This window comes from Klebsiella spallanzanii, assembly GCF_902158555.1.
In the GTDB taxonomy this organism is placed as follows: Bacteria; Pseudomonadota; Gammaproteobacteria; order Enterobacterales; family Enterobacteriaceae; genus Klebsiella; species Klebsiella spallanzanii.
In genome coordinates this window covers 1-18,783 of record NZ_CABGGS010000047.1, presented here as the reverse complement: position 1 = coordinate 18,783, position 18,783 = coordinate 1, and the positions used below count along the sequence as shown (strand labels likewise).

Genomic DNA, 18,783 nt, shown 5'->3' with positions numbered 1-18,783 from the left:
ATATTTTGGGCGATAAAAAATGGTTAAAATAATATCTTCTACTAATATCAAATTGTTGATTAAATTCATGCATCGTTAATTCGTATTAATTTAGATGGTTGGCTTTATATCGATTCGCCCGCAATTCAAGCGGTGGTGATAGCTGCTTCGTTTATTACCCAATTCGATGTTGCCATAGATCTGGCAGGTAAACTTCTGCTGTGGACGTTTGTGCAATACGGCTTCGGGACTAAAGAGTTATTTTAAAGGACAACGTAAATGACGAATATCTACGAATCTACCCATTTAGGCAATCAGGAACCCGCCAGGCACTTGCCTGCCGCCGCTGTAAACAGCGCTAGCGCGGTATCATGGGGGGCAATATTTGCAGGCGCAGCTGCAGCGGCTTCGCTGGCGCTGATGTTGCTTATGCTTGGCGCAGGATTAGGCCTTACCTCCATTTCCCCTTGGGAAAATCACGGCCTTGCGGCCGGTACCGTAGGCATTGCCGCTATCGCATGGCTGACATTTACACAAATCGTGGCATCAGGAATGGGGGGATACCTGGCCGGACGCCTTCGTACGAAATGGGTTGATACTCACACCAATGAAGTTTATTTTCGCGATACTGCGCATGGTTTTTTGACGTGGGCCGTTGCATTGCTTGTATCCGCAGTCCTTTTGACCACAACCATCAGTTCCCTCATCGGCGGTAGCGCAAAAGTGGTGGGCTCCGTTGCCGGGGGCGCGACAGCAACCGCCATGAATAATGCGGGAGACAAATCCTCTGTGCTGTCGAAGTCATCGATGGAATATTTTACCCGCTCACTTTTTAGGGCGACCGGTCCCACCCCGACAGAAAACAGCGGGCTTCCTGCAAATTCATCAGGTAATGACGTCATGGCAATGAATCAGCCCGCGCCGCCAAGAGCCGAGTCACCAGCGCAATTAGCAGAGGTTACGGGTATTTTTGCTAACAGTATTTATTCTGGCGCGCTTCCCCCGGATGACCTGACTTATGTGGCGCAGTTAGTTTCTCAAAATACCGGCATCAGTCAGAAAGAGGCCGAGCAACGTGTTCAGTCTGTTTATGATAAAGCGCAGGCCAATTTGAAAGAGGCAAAAAATAAAGCGCAGCAGGCCGCAGATACTGCCAGAAAAACCACTAGCTATGTCACCCTGTGGTCATTTATTTCTCTGTTAATCGGTGCGTTTGTCGCCAGCCTCTGCGCAACCTATGGCGGCCGTCAGCGTGATTTATAGCTTTCAATATTCATTATGAAGGAGGAACCTATGCGTTCAATATTGCTTTTCTTTCTGGGTGTGCCTATTCCTATCATTATTTTGATCGCGTTATTTGTGCACTAAATATTTTCCAGCACGACAGGAATACCTGATCAGAAAATATTTGCATTCCGCACATTGCCGTAAAAGCATAAATGCCCCTAGAAGGCATTTATGCTTTTTAGATTGAGTGCGAGAGCAGGGGGTTAGCGTTCACGCCTTGCCATCATCAGCGCCAGGTCGACGAGGCGGTTTGAGAATCCCCATTCGTTGTCGTACCACGCCAGTATTTTGACCATATTGCCGCCAATCACCAGCGTTGACAGACCGTCGATAATGGAAGAGCGCGGGTCACCCTGGTAGTCGCTTGAGACGAGCGGTTCATCGCTATAGCCGAGGATCCCTTGCAGTGGTCCCGTCGCGGCGGCGTCACGAAACGCATTATTGACCTCTTCTGCAGTTACATCCCGCTCAAGCGTGACGGTCAGGTCGACAATGGACACTACCGGAACCGGGACGCGCAGCGAGTAACCGGTTAAGCGGCCATCCAGCTCAGGGATGACCTTGCCCAGCGCCTTTGCGGCGCCGCTGGAATAAGGCACTATCGACAGTGCAGCGGCGCGGGCACCACGCAGGTCTTTTTCCGGCTGGTCGTGCAGCGCCTGGCTGTTGGTGTAGGCGTGGGTGGTGTTCATCAGACCATGCTTAATACCAAAATGCTGGTGCAGAACCTGTGCGGCGGGTGCCAGGCCGTTAGTCGTACAGCTCCCGTTGCTGACAACAAAGTGTTTATCCGGGGAGTAGAGCCCATCGTTAACGCCCATCACGATGGTTAAATCGTCGTTTTTACCGGGAGCGGAGATAATCACGCGCTTTGCGCCACCGCTGTGAATATGCACCGCCGCCTTATCACGGTCAGTGAAGAAGCCGGTAGCTTCAATAACGATATCGACTTCACGCTCACGCCACGGGATATTGGCCGGGTCGCGTTCGCTGAACACGGTAATGGGTTTACCGTCAACCACCAGTTGCCCCTCACCGGCGGTAACGTCGGCGTCGAGTTTTCCGAGCAGCGAGTCGTATTTCAGCAGATGCGCCAGCGTTTTACTGTCTGTCAGATCGTTGATTGCCACAATCTGAATGTCCGGATTGCCCTGTGCAGCACGCAGTACGTTACGTCCGATACGGCCAAAACCGTTAATACCGACCTTTACCATGATCAACTCCTTATCTGTTGTCTCTGGAGCTAATGTAGGCCGGTCATGGATTGGCGTAAATGACAAAAAAGGATCACTTTACGCCATTTTACGACAGTGAAAGCGCTGGCGATATTCACCCGGTGTGAGGTGGAGCTGTTTTTCAAACAGCCGCCGTAGGTTGATGCTGCTGCCAAATCCCGTTTGTTCGGCGATACGCTCCAGCGTCTCGTGAGTTTGCTCCAGACGCTGCCGGGCAGCGGCGAGACGGGCTTCGGCGACGTAGCGCGCCGGAGATGCGCCGGTTTCACGGGTAAATACGCGGGTGAAATTTCGCGGACTCATGGCGACTTTTTCCGCCAGTTTGTCCACGCTAAGGTCGGCGGTGAGGTTCTCAAGCAACCAGGCCAGCAGATCGTTAATAGGGCCCAGAGTGCTGGTTTGTTGAAGGTTGTAGCGGCTAAATTGCAGCTGGCCGCCGGGACGGCGCAGATACATGACGAAGTCCTGAGCGATGTCGCGCGCCAGGCTGAAGCCGTAATCCTCTTCAACCAGCGCTAGCGTCAGGTCGAAGCCGGAGCTGACCCCGCCTGAGGTCCAGATGTGTTCGTCCTGAATATAGAGCGGACCGCCTTCCACGCGCACCTGAGGATATTCCGCCTGCATGGTTTCCAGTAGCTTCCAGTGGGTGGTGGCGCGCCTGCCGTCCAGCAGCCCGGTTTGCGCCAGCAGCATCGCACCGCCGCAAATGGAGGCAATGCGGCGGGCATGGGGAGCGGCAAGGCGCAGCCAGTCAACCACCGCAATCCCTTCCTGCGGATTTTGACCTCTGCCGGTAATCATGATGGTATCGAGAGGCTCGCGCGGGTCTATCTCGTGCAGGCGATGATCGGCCAGCAGATTTAAACCAGACTGACCATGGATCACCTGATGCGGCTGGGTTGTCGCGAGTTGGACCTGATAACAGCTGTCCGTAGCGCCTTCCGGATGCAGACGGTTGGCCTGCATCAGAATGTCGGCAATACCTGCGGATTCAAACAACATGCCGCCATCGGGGACAATAATGAGTATTTTCTTCATGTCCTGAAAAGTAATCTTTTTACAGAATAAGTCAACAGGGCATATGCAGAGGGCATCTTTCCTGCTGCGGTGAGGGGGCTTGTGCTGGTTGTTTGATATTGAGTGGACGGGGTCGTCGGCTGATGTGCGTTGCTGGCACAAACTTGTCTGTGGTAACGGCTAAGGGCTGCTTTGAGCGAAGCGGACTTTGCATTGTATTTAACTCACATTAATGAGCTGTACTCATAATCGCTATAAATTTATGCGCATTATCGAATTAATGCTCCACTGCTAAGATTATCCCTGTTCAGGAACGTGTCACTGAAGTCTGAAGAATCTCAGTCTGATAGTGATGACAACAGCCTTTCCCCTATTCAGGAATAGTAAAAATGACAGATAACATCATAGGAAAAGTAATTGTAATTACTGGCGCATCAAGCGGTATGGGTGAGGCGGCTGCACGTCATCTTGCTGAAAAAGGAGCAAAGGTTGTGATGGCAGCGCGAAGAATAGACCGCATAGAGGCTATTGCGAGTGAGCTCCAAAAGCAGAATAAAGAAGCAATTGCCGTCGCAACCGATGTGACGAAACTTGATGACGTAAACAACCTCATTGAGACAACAGTCAACAAATTCGGTCGTGTAGATGTGCTTATCAATAATGCCGGCCTGATGCCACTTTCCCGCCTTGATCAGGGAAATGTTGATGAATGGAATCAGATGATTGATGTCAATCTGCGCGGGGTTCTACACGGGATTGCTGCGGTGCTGCCTTATATGAAATCACAAAAAACAGGTCATATCATTAACACCGCATCTGTTGCTGCACACCTTGTCTTCCAGAGTTCTGCTGTCTATTCAGCGACAAAATTTGCTGTCCGTGCTTTAACAGAGGGTTTGCGCCAGGAAATGGCGGCACATAATATCCGTGTCACGTTAGTCTCTCCCGGTGCAGTTAAAACAGAACTGCTGGAGCATATAACAGATGAAGACGTGAAGGCGGCAAATCAGGATTACGTTGAAAATGTCGGTGTGCCAGCAGAAACCTATGCACGCATGGTAGCCTTCGCTATTAATGAACCAGAAGATGTTGGTGTGAGTGAAATTATTTTCAGACCAACGGCTCAGGAATTGTAATTAGGTTTAGTGGCGGCGACTGGAGAAAAACAACCAGAGTTTAGGCTTTCAAGTTCGGCATACCCCGTATGCCTTTTCCGTAGCCTAAAAACATGATTTTTCTTGCTCCTGACTACGCGAAATGTCCGCTCCCAGCACGAAGCAGACCCTATGTGAGGGAGTTCATTTGCCGAGAGCAGAGCAGCTGTTACTTTTCGGGAAAAGGTGAGTTGTGGTTCAGGAAATGCTCAATCGAGTCGATTAAACCGGGAGCTAAGGGGAGCGCGGGTTCAGCGTATGAGGCGATATTCGCCTTGCGATCGTCCGAAGCCACCTCTTTCATAACATGGTTCATATTGGGCAGTATAACCAGGGACACTTGAGGATTCGCGGCCTTAAGCAGTCTTGCATCCGTTTCTTCCACCTGGAGATCACGTTGCCCTTGTAGCACTAACACGGGTTTGGAAATCCTCGAAATGAGATGACCCGGATTATATGAAAACGCATTGATCAAAAAACCCTGAACCGCAGGATTAAAGAGACTTTGTAGTGCTGGGTGCATATTCGTAATATCGACTCGCCGCCGATGCTCCAGAGCATCAATTATCGGCAGTGCCTGCTTTAATAGTATTTCGTTTTCCGGATTAGCGTTAAGTTGCCCCCTCAACACCTCGCCCATCCGCCTCCCGGGCGTTGCGATAAGAACCACGCCGCACACATCCTCTTCTTGAGCCGAGGCAAGTGCGACTACGCCCCCTTCGCTGTGTCCTAAAACCCAAATACAGGGAGTGTGCATGTGACGTTTAAGCACGTCTACCCAGGATCGAACGTCGTCAACATAGTCAGCAATCGTCACCGCATTGGCATCCTCTACGGCCATTGCGCTAGCGAACATTCCACGTTTGTCGATACGAAGCGTCGCAAAGCCTTTGGCAGCCAGGCCTTCAGCAAGAAGTCGGTAAGGCGATGCATTCACACCAAGCGGGTTGTTTCCATCCTGATCGGTCGGTCCGGAGCCAGGAACGATAAGAACAACGGCTGTTGGTTTTGAATTCGGGGTAAGTAACGTGCCTTTCAAAGGGCCTTTTGGTCCAGCGGCATCCAGGACAGTTTCGGAGAAGGTCACCGGTACTGCTGCCAGACTCACAAATGGGCAAGCGCTCAAAAGGGCAATGGAGGCGGCAATATTCATCGGAGAGGTTCCTGTAAAATTCAGCGTACCCGTCAATTTATATTATAAATATGGCCTGCTCTCCATTGATTAATACATCAGCGGCATTAGAAAAGTCCGCTGCTGGCACGGAACGGAAAGAAGCAAGGTCGCAATGCCCGTGTTCGCAGTGAGTGCATGGTTGGCCTAACCTTTACGATGCTAGTGCCGCGGCTCTAGCACCCAATGATGCTCAAAGAGTTCGAAGACTGCAGGTTGGTGGCTGATGGCCAGTACTATCGTCTGTGGTAATGCCTCTTGCAACAGCCCGAGTAGGTCAATAGCAGCCGCGTCGTCCAGATGGCTGGTTGCCTCGTCCAGACACAACAACGCAGGCTGCAATAACAGGGCGCGGGCCAACGCCAGACGTTGTTGCTCGCCGCCCGACAATACGCGCCCCCAGTCACATACCTCATCCAACCGACGGCAGAGTGATGGCAGGCCAACTTGGGTTAACACATGTCGTAGTTGCGGCGTATCCGGTGTTTGCGTCAGCGGATAGCTCAACACGCGACGTAGCGTCTCCTGCGGCAGATAGGTTTTTTGCGGCAGGCACAGCATACCTCCTGCCGGAAGACTCCATTGTCCCGATGCGGCGGGGCATAGACCAGCCAACGCGCGCAGTAGCGTCGTCTTGCCGCTACCGCTGGGTGCTGAAAGTACGGCCCATTCACCCGGTAAGAGCGTAGCTGTAAAGGGGAAAAACAAAGCTGTACCGTCGGCGTGGCGCACGGTCAGCCCGAAGATGTTCAGGGCTGTGCCTGCGCAGGGTATTGCCGGCGATATCGGTAAATACTGCAGGCTGCTCTGGAATTCCCACAGCCGCTCTACGGTGGCGGACCATCGCGCCAGCTGGCGATAGGAGTCGATAAACCAACCAAAGGCGTCCAGCACGTAGCCGAAGGCGGCTCGGGCCTGCATGATTGCTCCCAGCGAGACCAGACGCGTCAGGTATAGTGGCAACACGGCAAATACCGGGATCATCAGGCTAAAGCGGAAGTAGAGAGTGGTAAACGTCTCCAGCCTGAACTCCTGGCCCATCAGGTGGCGCCAGTTTTTTGTGATGGTCAGAAAACGTTGCTGCATTCGCACATGCTCAGCCTCTTCCCCGCGGTAAAACGCGATCTGCTCGCCATGTTCCCGTATGCGCAACAGAGTGGCTCGGTAGTCCGCTTCAGCGTGCTGTTGTGCCACGTTGAGTCCATGCAAATGACGGCCGAACAGATGAGCCAGTACGCTGCTCAACGCAGCATAGCCCAGAGCGGTCCACACCAGATATCCGTGGATGGTTATGGTGTAGCCATCGCTGAGGTGCAGTGTGTGTACGCCGGACAGCTGCCAGAGAATGGCGATGAATGAAAACAGACGGGCGATATTTTTTACCAGCGAAAGCAACATCTCCAGACTCTGTGTAATCAACAGGTTGATGTCTTCGGCAATTCGCTGGTCCGGATTGTCCGGCTCGCTGGTCATACTGAGCCGATAGTGGGCGCCGCCTGCCAACCACATCTGCTCGAAACGCTGCGTCATTTCACGGCGGCAACGTATGATCAGCAATTTTTTAAGCCAGTTACCGCAGACGATAGTCAACACAAACAGCATGGTATAACCCGTATAGCGCAGTGCTAAAGCCGCAATAGAGGCGTGCTGGAAATAATCGGCCAACGCATCATAAAAATCTTTGCTCCAGTTGTTATACAACACGCTGATGGCTACCACCGATAACGTCAGGCCGATGATTGTCAATAGTAAAAGCCAGTGCAGGGCTGCACTGCGGGCACACCAGAAAGGGGACATCAGGTGATAAAAGCGTTTAAGTGTTTGCATCGTGTCAAGCCAGCGACCTGCCAGTGGCAGGCCGCGTTCCATTGAGAGGGAGGTCCGGCAATCAAAACGTGTATTTTGCCGTCAGCATAAAGTTGCGTGGATCGCCGTAAAAGTTGTTGCCGCCAAGGTGGCGGTTGACCAGATTGCGGTAGTAGACCTTGTCAGTCAGGTTGTTGCCCACCAGGTTAAAGCTCAGGTTATCGCTGTAGCGGTAGCTCACGTTGGCGTTCAGCAGAGTGTAACCCCCCTGATACAGTCCGTAGGTCCGGTTAATGTAGGTTGCTGTGGCGGTCTGCGCCGTCAGGCCTGCGCCGATAGTCCACTGGTTTAACTCGCCAGGCAACGTGTAGCTGCTGTACAGCTTGAACATGTGCTTCGGCGTACGCGGGCTGAATCCAGCGGCCTTTTGACTCTCCGTGGCCTCGAGGTATTTGCTGTTGGTCAGCGTGTAGCCTGCCTGAATCTGCCAGCCTTCGGTGAGCTTACCGGCTATTTCCAGCTCGACGCCCTGACTGCGCACCTTTCCCTCAGCACTGTAGCAACCGCTGTCAGCATCGACACAGACAGAGCTGTCCGGCTCGGAAAGCGCACGGTTGGACTGGATGATGCGGAACAGCGCCAGTGAGGCGTTCAGATCGCCATTCAGGAATTCGCCTTTCACACCTGTTTCATAGTTGACGCCGGTGATGGCGGGCAGAATGTTATTGCTGCTGTCCCGCTCGCTTTGCGGCTTGTAGATGTCCGCGTAGCTGAGATACCAGGTATAGTGAGTGGCAAAATCCCACAGCAGGCCGCCGTAGGGGACGAATTTATCGCGCACGTGCAGGCTGCTATGCTCGTTGGAGGAGCTATTACGGTGGTTGTCATAGTAGTAGTCATAGCTGTAAGCACTATATCGACCACCGAGGATCAACTTCCAGTCATCCGCCAGTTCCAGTCGTGTTGTGGCGAACAGTCCGCGCTGATAAACGTTGTAACGATCGTTGTAGCGGCTGTTGTAAAGATCGAGATTCGACCAGTCAGGTTCAGCCACGGATTCTGGCTGCCAGTTGTAGATATCGACCGTAGCGGTGTTGGCGATCCTGCCAAACTCGTTGTCGAAATTTTCTTTCTGGTAATCACCGCCGAACACCAGTTCGTGGCTGCGCCCCAGCCATTCAAACGGGCCGCTCATGCTCAGGTTGTAACCCCACTGTTCGCCTTTGTTGTCGTAGCGCAGATTGTTGTTGAGTCTGCCCGTGCCCACGGCTGGATCGACCCCTGTCGTACTGTTGCCCCATGCACTGATATACCTGCCGTCGGAGCGGGAGTGGGTGTAGTTGAGGGCACTTTTCAACATCCAGTCGTTGGCAAAAATATGTTCAAGCTCAACGAACGGATTGATTTTTTCAAAACTGACGCGGTTCCAGCTAGCGCCCAGATAGGTTGAACGAGGCAGATTCAGACTGCTTTTGTCGGTGGCGAACGGAACACCATAGATGTCAGGTACCGAGCGAGTCTTCTGCCAGTTGATGCCTCCCGTCGCAATGGTATCGGGGGTAAGGTCGTAGGCCAGCACGCCGTACAGCACATTGCGTTCGCTATGAATATAATCCACAAAGCTTTGTTTATTCTGATATACGCCTACCACGCGGCCGCGCAGAGTAGCATCATCATTTAACGGCCCTGAAATATCCATTTCGCCGCGGTAGTTGTCCCAACTGCCTGCACTGACACTGCTATATCCCTGGAATTGATAAGTGGGTTTTTTACGCACCAGATTCACCGTGCCTCCAGGTTCGCCGCTCCCTTGGGTCAGGCCAGAGGCACCTCGCAGGATCTCCACCCGATCATAAATTGCCATATCGGGCGATTCGCTTGATGCCTGAAAAGCGTTCATCACGCTGTTTTGGGTGGAGGCGTTGACGCCATCCTCCTTGATGTTGTCCATCACGAACCCACGTGATTCGTATTTCACCTGAAAGCCATTCTGATTAACGACGTTAACCCCGGTACTTTGTCCCATCGCTTCGTCCAGCGAGATGATGCTCTGGTCGTTCATGCGCTGGCGCGTCATCACGCTTACCGACTGCGGCGTTTCGCGTGGCGACAGGTTCAGCGCCGTGGCGGTATTCATACTGCGCGTGGTGTAGGATCCTGATCCCTCCGTGACGCCATTCTGATTGACGCTTGCCAACACCAGCATCTTATCGTCCGAGGAGATTTTTTCTAACACATAGGATCCGTTGGACTGTCGTACCGCCTGCAGGCCGCTGCCGACAAGTAAAATGCCAAATCCCTCTTCTACGCCATAGTTCCCCGTCAACGCTGTACCGCTCCCGGTCGCCAGACTGGCGTCGCCTGCCAGATACACCCCTGACTGAGCGGCAAACTGGCTAAGCTGCTGGTTCAACTGCCCGGCAGGAATAGCGTAGACGCGCGATGGTTGAACTGTCGCCTGTGCAAAACCAGGCGCGATCAGCAGCGGGGTACCACAGAGTAATAACCGAATGACAACCGCTAGCGGGGTGGGGGTTCGGCTTGCGCCGGATGATGAGATCAATGATGTAAGCGACATACCGATTTACCTTCTACCCAGAGTGAAAAACAAAGAGGTTTTCTAGTGAATCGAAGGAGAACGGTAAAAAGGGAACCGGAAAGATCAAAAAATTGGGGGTCAACGCTTTTCCACCGTCACCCACCAGGAAAAACGTCGGTGGATGCGCACAGGGAAAATTTGTGCCAGCATCGCCAGCGACTTGTCCGTGTCTGCCAGCGGGAACGCGCCCATCACCCGCAGATCGGCAACATTCGGGTCGCAGGCCAGATAGCCGTGTCGGTAGCGAGCCAGCTGCTTAATAATTTCGCCAAGCGGGGTGTTATTCGCCTGCAATACGCCTTGCGACCAACCAGCGTCAACATGTGCATTAGGGGATAACGCCCCCTTGCCGTAGCGATCAAAATCCAGCTGCTGGCCCGCATTGACCCGGCGTACAACGTGTCCACGCTGCGCAGAAACTTCAACGGTACCGCTGTAAACTGCCAGGTGAGTAGAGCCATCATGTTGTTCCACGCTGAAACGGGTACCCAATGCCTGCATCTGGCCTTGTTCACTTGAGACAAAAAATGGCCGCGTATCGCGAGCGGTGTCGATTAACAGATCGCCCGATATCAGGACAATTTGCCGGAGCTGCCTATTGTAGCGCACATCAACAGCGCTGGCGGTGTTCAGCCACAGGCGCGTGCCATCCTGCAGGGTCAGCTGTTTTATTTCGCCCGTGGCGCTGTGGTAGTCAGCGGTGACGGCAAGCAGCGATTCACGCAGCGGCGTGTGGCGGTAAGTTAGCCATGAGAGCAAGGTGCCGGAAGCGAACAGCACGCTCAGTTTTAGGGCCCGCCGGCGCCCCATGACCGTAGAAGGTAACAGTAGGGTATCTGCCGCGGCTGAAGCAAGCCCACCACTCAGCGGTTGGAAACGCTGGCTGACGGTTTGCACATAACGCCAGGCGTGGCGATTCTCTTCACACGCGTCAAGCCAGGCACGCCAGCGTTGATGGATTTCAGCCTGCGGTTCGGCCTCAAGCAGTTGTGCATACCACTCTGCGGCTTGCTGCAGCGCCAGATAATCAGGTTTGTGGGGGAGGGAGTCTGTCATCGCGGCGTTAACGAGAGCCCGCAGACGGGACATCCGCTGTGGCGTCTGACAGTTCCGCTTCCAGCAATATGCAGTGAAGCATTGCTTTTGCCATGTATTTTTTCACCATTCTTTCGGAAACCTGTAAGGCCAAAGCTATTTGCGCGTAAGTCATCCCCTGAATCTGCGACATAATGAACGTGGTGCGCACTTTTTCCGGCAGGCTGCGCAGCATGGTGTCAACCTCATACAATGTTTCCAGTATCAACACTTGATGTTCAGTGGAAATCACGATGGTGTTGGCGCGGAGTTGCATCGTGTTAAGCCATGCTTTTTCTAACTCTTTGCGTCGCCACAGATCGACGCACATACCATGCGCCATTACGCTCAAATAGGCCCTCGCACCTTCGTTGCTGTCAAAACATCGGGGCTTTAGCAGTAGCTGGATAAAAACATCGTGGGCCAGGTCGGCGGCATCGCTGAGGTTACCTAATCGTTTACGCAGGATCCCTCGCAACCAGCTGTGATGATGCAGGTACAGTTGATGGATTTCTGATGGAGATGAGGCATCAATGGCGGACATATCAGGTTCTCAGGTTTTCAAGTTGAGTGACTTCCATCACATTTTAATTGAGAACGATTTTCATTACAATTATGAGCAAGTAAAACCCACCTCATCAGGCGCTTTTAGTGAGCAGCGGCAGACTCGTGGCATGACTTCGGGTCTTTAGATAATTGGCGCCTTTTATGAAGCCACATGGGGTGATCTTATTAATCCACTCCGATGCATCCCCATTAATGGCAATGCCGTCTAAACATTGAATAGAGACAAATCGCGCGTTTTACGTTCCAGTTCAAGCCTGATTCGGATCTCCCAGATATGAGATATCTGAAGTGGTCATTTTGGCCAATAACACGATCTTTGTTCCACGGTGACATATTCATACTCAAACCTCCTGTGATGTGGGAGATTTGAGTATGATTGTCCCTCATGAGCGAGAAACTGCCTCCTGGAGACTTGCGTATGGGCAGCCTGGTGCGGCAGATATTGTCGCGCGGAGTAATTGTTGTAAATTCGTGTGTATGAAGCGTGATGGGCGTCAGAGTGCCTCGGGTAAAAGGATGTGAATACCGTTCAGATATGCTGAAAACATACCCCCCAGCCAACAGGCGGCTGGGGGGAATAATAATGCCGTTATTTTTGGGCGGTGATTTTCGTCACTGAGCCTGTCTGAACTTTATCCCCGGTCGTACCATACATAGATACCAGATAAACGGCGCCATCAGGCCCGGCGGTAAGGTTGTTTGGAGTATTATCCATCGGGATATTAGCGACCAGTTTACCATCCTTATTCAGCACAGCTACGCTGCCGCCTGCGCGTGTGGCCGCGAAAACTTGCGACGTCAGCGGATCCCAGACGACAGATACGCCCCCAGCACCAATATAGGTATCCGCAAGTACCTTACCGTCCGCGTCAAGAACCACGACATTGTTCGTCTCCTGGGACGCGACATAAAGACGGCCAGTCTGCGGATCGCGAGCGATGTCGGTTGCGCCCTGCGCCTGAGGTACTTTCACCGTTGTACTCTTGCCGGTTTTGAGATCAATCCAGCCTACCCATGGCGTATCGCGGCTAACGCCGTAGAGTTTGCCGCCAGCGCTATCGAGGGTAAGATCGGTACTGTTAAACAGTTTTTTGCCACGCTCCACCACAAACTCCAACTGACCGATGTGCTCTAGCGTTTTGGTGTCATACACTTCGACAAAACCGGTCAGAGCCGCGCTGACATAGGCCCGATTGTTGGCTTCATCAATAACCACATCGCGTGGATGCGAGACCGATCCCTCCGGGAAAACCTTCACGACGGAAAGCGTTTTTGCGTCATAGACGGTCACCGTCTCGGCAAGAGTGTTCGTCGTCCAGACCTGATTATGGACGTTATCAACACCGACGCCGAAGACACCAATCTGCTCACCTTTTTTGTCTTTAGGTAGAGTTGCCTCTGCTTCGATAGCCAGGGTTCCGGCGTTCAGTCTCATTAGGCGGCTACCATCCTTCGGGCCGCGTGCAGAGGTCACGAACAGCTTCCCGTCAGCCGACACTGCCGACTGGTAAGCTCGCTCACCGACGGACGTTGTTTGTAGCCTGAAAGCCTCCGTGTTTTTTGGCGGGACAATCTGGGACAATTTCAACATGACCTGCGAAACGCTCGCGGGATTTTGCGTAATAACAGTGAGTGGATGAAGGCCTGTAGCGGCATCGGCCGGAACGGTCAGCGGAATATTGAGATTTCCTTTTTCATCGGCAGTCAGTGGTTTTGGTGTCAGCACTTCAGTGCCATTGAGCATGGTGACGGTCGTGCCCGCCTGCAGGTTCTTAATGGCTACAACCGTTTTATCTCCAGGCTTGACGGGAACTTCCCGTGACCCGGCACGGATATTACCAGGGAAGGTAGTGGTGGCGGCTGCCCATTGGCTATCGGCGTATGCCGTTGTGGCGGTTGACATCGCAATAGTGGAGGCCAACAGCACTGACCAGACTGAAATTCTTCTCATCTTATCTCCATAAATTGTATTGATGCTGCATCTCAACGCAGCCACAGTTTATCCCCACGCGATGAGTCTTATCTTCCGCCATGAGAACCAAGTCTTGTTTTAAGCGTGTTTAACATAGCACATTGATGCAAATAGTTATCATTACTGTTTGAGTGGTATCATAAATGCGGGGCCTTGGCTGTATAGTGGGAAAACGGGTGGCGGTTTTTGGTTGGGGGCATGCTACTGGTGGACAATAGGAGAGTTCAGACATACCAACGAAATAATCTTTCCACTCGATTTGATCATCAACATACTTGAAGGCAAGTTAACCGTTAACGGTTCGAAATGACCTTAATTTCCGTATTTGGCAGGAAACGGACGAGCTGGTTGAGCTGAAGGTCTGCTATGAGCTGTGAGTTCAATGGGTCGATGCAACGCTATCCTTAATCAAGGGGGACGTTGCCATGAAACGAAGAACTCGAATTAACTACACGCCAGAGCAGAAGGCGATTATCTGGGACAGATATAAGCAAGGTGATTCCCTGCTTGATATCGCCAGAATGTTCGACAGATTTCATTTTTCTATCATGCCCACAATCCACCAGACAGGTGGCTACCGTCCTCCCGTGCGAAAGCGGCACCGATTAGCGCTTTCGCTTGATGAAAGAGAGGAGATATCCAGAGGACTGGTAGCAAAACTCAGTATCAGGGACATCGCTGCCAAATTATCAAGAGCGCCCTCAACGATTAGCCGCGAGGTCAGGAGGCACGGAGGTGCCAAACAATACCGTGCAGCAAAAGCCGATGCTGCTGCGTGGGAAAATGCTCTGAGACCAAAACCTTGCAAGCTAATTAAAAGCCCCACATTGTGTAAAATCATTGTAGAGAAGATGTATCAGGACTGGTCGCCGGAACAGATCGCCGGTTGGCTGAAACGCTGTTATCCGGATAATCAGGAAATGCATGTGTCACACGAAACGATTTATAAAACGCTTTTTATACAAACCCGGGGGCATTAAAAAAAGAGCTGCAGCAATGCCTCAGAAGCGGAAGAGCGGTTCGTAGATCCAGAACGTCATCGCTTAAAGGGAAAGGATTACAAGAAGAATTAGTAGGCAGAGCAATCATTGAAATGGCTCGAACATTGGTGGCTAAACCAGACGGGTTAGAACGACCGATTCATCGATACTGGCGCATCTTTCAATGCTCCCGCTAGCCCACCATTGAGATGGTGACTGTGCATACGACATGAAATTGCGTTGACTCGCTTTTATGTCGTCGATGAAGTTAGTTCAGGGTTCCAATCCCGGCACCTGATTTTGCAAGTACAACAATAGGATACTGCGCTTAACGGGGCTGAGCAATACGGGCTACTGGAAGGACGCTCGCAAAACTGAATGAAAATAATGATGCGGCGTTTAGCCCAGCAACCCCGCGCCAACGTTCACCGACAGTCCCAGAATCGCCAGATTGAACACAAAAGAGATAACCGAATGAAGCAATGTAATTTGCCGCATTTCGGTGGTTCCCGTCGCCACATCGGCGGTTTGCGACGCGACGGCGATGGTGAAGGAAAAATAGAGAAAGTCCCAGTAACCCGGTTCCCCGGGCTTTTCCGGAAAAATCATCGGCGTGACCTCTTCACTTCGGTGCAGGTAGTGGTGGTGAGCGTAATGCATGGCAAATGAGGTGGGAAGTAAAGCCCAGGATACCGTCAGCGTGGCACCGGTTAGCAGCAGGTGCAGCACGCGCGGGGTTCCGGAAAGGTGCTTAAGCGAGGTGAGCTCAATCAGGATCGCCAGTATGCTGACCAGACAGCCAAGGATCACCATACCCAGCACCAACCCCGCGCTCTCGTCCTGTATTCTGGCGATACGCGGAATATCCCGAACATCGGTACGTAACATCAGAAACCACATAAAGAACAGATACAGCCATGCCAGCATATCCCAGCTAATCAACAGCCGTTGTAGATAACCCAGCCCGGGAGGAACGGTGAAAAAGCAGATTACCCCGGCAAGAATAGCAACCAATAAACGAAGGCGCGCACGAAAGTAAGTTCCGAGAGAAAGGGTCATGATGTTCGTGGCTTAGAAAAGGGACGATAGACTAACTGTAGACCCAGATTCAGCCCTATTCTTGCAAATCTTCGCGAGTTGGCCTTGAAAGTAGATGCTACCGATGTGGCAACGGCGAGGTTGGATCAGCACAAAACGAATCGTTTCCCAGATCAGGTGTTGGCTCACTTTTAGAAATAAGAAGCATCAGCTTTAGCACGAAGCGGACGAGTTGACTAAGCTGAAGGCCCGTTTTGAGCGATGAGCGGACGTTGGTTATTCAAAACTGTAAATGCCAAAATAGTACGTTTGCAGTACGATAACCATCAAGGCTGGATAATCATAAAGTCTGACCTAACCCTTCGCACATTTTACAGTTGTTTGTTTTATAAGACGAATATGTTACTTTGGCTAAGCTAAAAAAATATAGCAAGGAAGTCATATGGTTAATCCTGGATTCGTTACCCGTAAAGCGCTTGCTGGCTGGTATGATGTCCCCGCTTTCTTGCCTCAGTTCCAGTTTTATGAGAAGCACAGTGCCATCATTGAGACGAACTCGCCTGAAAAAATTCTGCCGCTGGTTACAGAATTCGATATTCAGCAAGATCCCGTCATCCGGTTATTAATGTTTGTGCGACAGCTCCCACAGAAATTACGGCACAGTCAGCAAAATCAGGCGGTTAATAGCTTTGGCCTGCACAGCTTTACTCTTCTGGAAAAGTCATCGTCTGAACTTTGCTACGGCTTACGAGGAAAATTCTGGCGTGCAGATTTCGGTCTGGAAAACGTGCCAGATGCCAACGATTATCAGACATCTGCAATGGCGGGTAGCGCGAAACTTTTACTGCGCTATCGGGTAGCGGAACTGAAAAAAGGTCAGTATGAGCTATGTACTGAAACGTTCATCTACTGCTCGGATAGAATCACTCAGCTAAAAATGGCCGCGTACTGGCTGGCGATACGTGCAGGAAGCGGCTGGATTCGAATACGGACGCTCAAGGCTGTTCAGTCGAATCTGTAAGAGCCAGTCAGCGCGCCATGTATTAACGCACCTGATAATTTGCAACGTCTCTCCTGGCACTGAGCGGACTAACTGACTGATTTGAGGTTCCGCTGTGAGGAGTGATCGATGCTATCTTTGTCTATCTGAACATTCTACAAGGGCTTGATAGATATGAAATTGTCAGGTGGATGTTTATGTGGGTTCATCAGATTCACAGCGATAAATCCTTCTTCCCCTCATTCCTGTTCCTGCGATATGTGCCAGAAACATACTGGCTGTCAGACCGCAGTATGGATTGAATTTGACTCCGCAGATGTTGAATGGACTGCCGAAGGGGGGGAACCATCGCTGTTCCGCTCATCAGCAGCTTCATCCAGGGCATTTTGCGCCCGGTGTGGGACCTCGGTCGGTGCTATTGATGACTCTCAGGTAACTGCTTTGCTGAGCGGTATATTTGACCACAACCAACGCGACTTATTTTCGCCATCATCCCATGCATTTCAAGATATGAAACCTCATTGGTGGAGAATAATTATGCCTGATATTGCTGAATAAACACTGAAGCCCTTACATGTATAGCCGTCATGATGTCACTTAAATTTGAAGGCGAGTATTAATTATGGTCTTTAGCTGTTCGTAAGGAGCGAACTACGGATGTTTTTTGCGACAGAAAATTTACAAATTATCAGGCATTGCGTTTCTTAAATGAAAATTGTACTAAACTCTGTTTGATTCATTTAAATTTTTAACCAGAGTATACATATGATAAATAGAGAAAAACGTACCGTTAGCAGAGGCATAAATCATGTGGGTCTAACGGTTCCAAACCTGCAGCAGGCAACTGAATTTTTGCAAAAGGCATTGGATGCCAGGTTTGTTTATGACGGCCTGACCGATAGCGATTCCCCAAGAGAAGGGGCTGATACCGAAAGGCAGTTGGGCCTGACAGAAGGCTCAATGATTATCAAACAGCGGTTGCTGAGAATTGGTAATGGTCCAAATCTGGAGCTTTTTGAGATAGTAAGCAGAGAACAGGCGCAGCCGGTAGGGCTACAGGACTTTGGCTGGAACCACATTTCACTTTATGTGGACGATATACAATACGCGTTGGAAAGAGTCAGGGCAGCGGGAGGGCAGTTCCTTTCGGAAATTCATGAAAATTCGCGTCATGAAGATACTGATGGTAATGCCAGCGTATACTTTAAGGCTCCATGGGGCAGCCTGATAGAACTACAATCAATACCTAATGGTTATTATTATCCTGAAGACAGCGAAGCAGACACATGGATACCTGAGCGATAAATGATATGTTGCTGTTTTAGGACGACGCCGCACTATGATGGAGTTCCCCACAGTTCAAATTTCAGTATCAGGATTGTCCGCTTTTGGCTCACAGCGGACAAGCTCCTGGAGCTGAAGGTCTGTGGAGAGCGAATAGCGGTCTTTAGAATTTGTCATGATTACCCGGATGCAGGACTATCATTGGTGTCTGATAATCAATAGAGAGCTGGTCAGGATGACCAGTTCCCTTCTTATTCATATATTACGGGCAGGCGTGCATACGTATTTACTTAATGCTCGCTCATTTTAAGGCATTGTCTTTACCATGATACCAGGTTTCAAAAACATCGGGGGTCATTGGTTTGGCAAAAAAATAGCCCTGAACTTCATCGCAGCCCAGCTTTCTTAAAATATCAACAGTACTGGCTTCCTCGACTCCTTCGGCCAGAACGATATAGTCGAGTTGCTTGAGGAGGGTGATAATGTTGCGAACAATGATGCGGCTTGCCTTGTCGTGAGCAACCTTACTCACAATAGAGCGGTCAAGCTTGATGATGTCCATCGGGATTTGTCGCAGGTAATTAATGTTGCTGTATCCCGATCCAAAGTCATCCAGAGAA

The 18,783-nt window shown here is 51.2% G+C and carries 15 protein-coding genes and 2 pseudogenes; 6 read left to right on the top strand and 11 right to left on the bottom strand.

Annotated elements, in window-relative coordinates; all coding sequences use genetic code 11:
- Positions 1-258 precede the first annotated feature (258 nt).
- On the top strand, positions 259-1,242 hold the full coding sequence (locus tag FN082_RS28395; RefSeq protein ID WP_142982788.1) for a hypothetical protein: 984 nt from the start codon (positions 259-261) through the stop codon (positions 1,240-1,242).
- A 227-nt stretch (positions 1,243-1,469) separates the two neighbouring features.
- On the opposite strand, the gene gap is transcribed toward FN082_RS28395, so the two are convergent.
- Positions 1,470-2,480 carry a type I glyceraldehyde-3-phosphate dehydrogenase gene (gene gap, locus FN082_RS28390; RefSeq protein ID WP_142982787.1) on the bottom strand — a complete coding sequence of 337 codons (1,011 nt, stop codon included), beginning with the start codon at positions 2,478-2,480 and terminating at the stop codon, positions 1,470-1,472.
- A 78-nt stretch (positions 2,481-2,558) separates the two neighbouring features.
- Positions 2,559-3,539: a GlxA family transcriptional regulator gene (locus FN082_RS28385; protein ID WP_142982786.1), complete on the bottom strand. Its 981-nt coding sequence runs from the start codon at positions 3,537-3,539 to the stop codon at positions 2,559-2,561.
- A 368-nt stretch (positions 3,540-3,907) separates the two neighbouring features.
- On the opposite strand from FN082_RS28385, the gene FN082_RS28380 reads away from it, so the two are divergent.
- On the top strand, positions 3,908-4,654 hold the full coding sequence (locus FN082_RS28380) for an SDR family oxidoreductase (RefSeq protein ID WP_139538071.1): 747 nt from the start codon (positions 3,908-3,910) through the stop codon (positions 4,652-4,654).
- Between the two features lie 187 nt (positions 4,655-4,841).
- On the opposite strand, the gene FN082_RS28375 is transcribed toward FN082_RS28380, so the two are convergent.
- The 7 genes and pseudogenes from FN082_RS28375 to FN082_RS28345 all read right to left on the bottom strand — a co-directional run bounded on the left by FN082_RS28375 (position 4,842) and on the right by FN082_RS28345 (position 13,840).
- Positions 4,842-5,825 (bottom strand): alpha/beta hydrolase, encoded by a 984-nt coding sequence (locus FN082_RS28375; protein ID WP_142982785.1) that lies wholly within the window; start codon positions 5,823-5,825, stop codon positions 4,842-4,844.
- 180 nt (positions 5,826-6,005) lie between these two features.
- Entirely contained in the window at positions 6,006-7,670 is a 1,665-nt protein-coding gene (locus FN082_RS28370) for an ABC transporter ATP-binding protein/permease (RefSeq protein ID WP_142982784.1), read from the bottom strand.
- 61 nt (positions 7,671-7,731) lie between these two features.
- On the bottom strand, positions 7,732-10,227 hold the full coding sequence (locus tag FN082_RS28365) for a TonB-dependent siderophore receptor (RefSeq protein ID WP_142982783.1): 2,496 nt from the start codon (positions 10,225-10,227) through the stop codon (positions 7,732-7,734).
- A gap of 99 nt (positions 10,228-10,326) precedes the next feature.
- Positions 10,327-11,337 (bottom strand): FecR domain-containing protein, encoded by a 1,011-nt coding sequence (locus tag FN082_RS28360; RefSeq protein WP_235891693.1) that lies wholly within the window; start codon positions 11,335-11,337, stop codon positions 10,327-10,329.
- Complete coding sequence (locus FN082_RS28355; protein ID WP_080895899.1) at positions 11,312-11,866, bottom strand: sigma-70 family RNA polymerase sigma factor; 555 nt, start codon at positions 11,864-11,866, stop codon at positions 11,312-11,314. The genes FN082_RS28360 and FN082_RS28355 overlap by 26 nt, the downstream gene beginning before the upstream one ends.
- Before the next feature lie 231 nt (positions 11,867-12,097).
- Positions 12,098-12,228, bottom strand: a pseudogene (locus FN082_RS30310) (integrase); the annotation flags it as partial.
- Positions 12,229-12,478: 250 nt separating this feature from the next.
- Entirely contained in the window at positions 12,479-13,840 is a 1,362-nt protein-coding gene (locus FN082_RS28345) for a YncE family protein (protein ID WP_139538075.1), read from the bottom strand.
- Between the two features lie 446 nt (positions 13,841-14,286).
- On the opposite strand from FN082_RS28345, the pseudogene FN082_RS28335 reads away from it, so the two are divergent.
- Positions 14,287-14,921, top strand: a pseudogene (locus FN082_RS28335) (transposase); the annotation flags it as partial.
- A gap of 319 nt (positions 14,922-15,240) precedes the next feature.
- Here FN082_RS28335 and FN082_RS28330 read toward each other — a convergent pair.
- Positions 15,241-15,900: a DUF1345 domain-containing protein gene (locus FN082_RS28330; protein WP_142982782.1), complete on the bottom strand. Its 660-nt coding sequence runs from the start codon at positions 15,898-15,900 to the stop codon at positions 15,241-15,243.
- A gap of 421 nt (positions 15,901-16,321) precedes the next feature.
- On the opposite strand from FN082_RS28330, the gene FN082_RS28325 reads away from it, so the two are divergent.
- The 3 genes from FN082_RS28325 (at position 16,322) to FN082_RS28315 (ending at position 18,184) form a co-directional block, all read left to right on the top strand.
- On the top strand, positions 16,322-16,900 hold the full coding sequence (locus FN082_RS28325; RefSeq protein WP_142982781.1) for a hypothetical protein: 579 nt from the start codon (positions 16,322-16,324) through the stop codon (positions 16,898-16,900).
- Between the two features lie 153 nt (positions 16,901-17,053).
- Positions 17,054-17,437, top strand: coding sequence for a GFA family protein (locus FN082_RS28320; protein WP_142982780.1), 384 nt, complete (start codon positions 17,054-17,056; stop codon positions 17,435-17,437).
- Positions 17,438-17,644: 207 nt separating this feature from the next.
- Positions 17,645-18,184, top strand: a complete 540-nt coding sequence (locus tag FN082_RS28315; protein ID WP_142982779.1) for a VOC family protein — start codon at positions 17,645-17,647, stop codon at positions 18,182-18,184.
- A 280-nt stretch (positions 18,185-18,464) separates the two neighbouring features.
- Here FN082_RS28315 and FN082_RS28310 read toward each other — a convergent pair.
- Positions 18,465-18,783: EAL domain-containing protein (locus FN082_RS28310; RefSeq protein ID WP_142982778.1), on the bottom strand; the 319-nt coding region annotated here is incomplete at its 5' end.

Excerpts from the sequence above, each read along its gene's own strand:
- FN082_RS28315 (WP_142982779.1), top strand. The coding sequence starts at position 17,645 with ATGATAAATAGAGAAAAACGTACCGTTAGCAGAGGCATAAATCATGTG.
- FN082_RS28325 (WP_142982781.1), top strand. The coding sequence starts at position 16,322 with ATGGTTAATCCTGGATTCGTTACCCGTAAAGCGCTTGCTGGCTGGTAT.
- FN082_RS28320 (WP_142982780.1), top strand. The coding sequence starts at position 17,054 with ATGAAATTGTCAGGTGGATGTTTATGTGGGTTCATCAGATTCACAGCG.
- FN082_RS28385 (WP_142982786.1), bottom strand. The coding sequence starts at position 3,539 with ATGAAGAAAATACTCATTATTGTCCCCGATGGCGGCATGTTGTTTGAA.
- FN082_RS28375 (WP_142982785.1), bottom strand. The coding sequence starts at position 5,825 with ATGAATATTGCCGCCTCCATTGCCCTTTTGAGCGCTTGCCCATTTGTG.
- FN082_RS28395 (WP_142982788.1), top strand. The coding sequence starts at position 259 with ATGACGAATATCTACGAATCTACCCATTTAGGCAATCAGGAACCCGCC.
- FN082_RS28345 (WP_139538075.1), bottom strand. The coding sequence starts at position 13,840 with ATGAGAAGAATTTCAGTCTGGTCAGTGCTGTTGGCCTCCACTATTGCG.
- FN082_RS28360 (WP_235891693.1), bottom strand. The coding sequence starts at position 11,337 with ATGTCCCGTCTGCGGGCTCTCGTTAACGCCGCGATGACAGACTCCCTC.
- FN082_RS28330 (WP_142982782.1), bottom strand. The coding sequence starts at position 15,900 with ATGACCCTTTCTCTCGGAACTTACTTTCGTGCGCGCCTTCGTTTATTG.
- FN082_RS28370 (WP_142982784.1), bottom strand. The coding sequence starts at position 7,670 with ATGCAAACACTTAAACGCTTTTATCACCTGATGTCCCCTTTCTGGTGT.
- FN082_RS28355 (WP_080895899.1), bottom strand. The coding sequence starts at position 11,866 with ATGTCCGCCATTGATGCCTCATCTCCATCAGAAATCCATCAACTGTAC.
- gap (WP_142982787.1), bottom strand. The coding sequence starts at position 2,480 with ATGGTAAAGGTCGGTATTAACGGTTTTGGCCGTATCGGACGTAACGTA.
- FN082_RS28380 (WP_139538071.1), top strand. The coding sequence starts at position 3,908 with ATGACAGATAACATCATAGGAAAAGTAATTGTAATTACTGGCGCATCA.
- FN082_RS28365 (WP_142982783.1), bottom strand. The coding sequence starts at position 10,227 with ATGTCGCTTACATCATTGATCTCATCATCCGGCGCAAGCCGAACCCCC.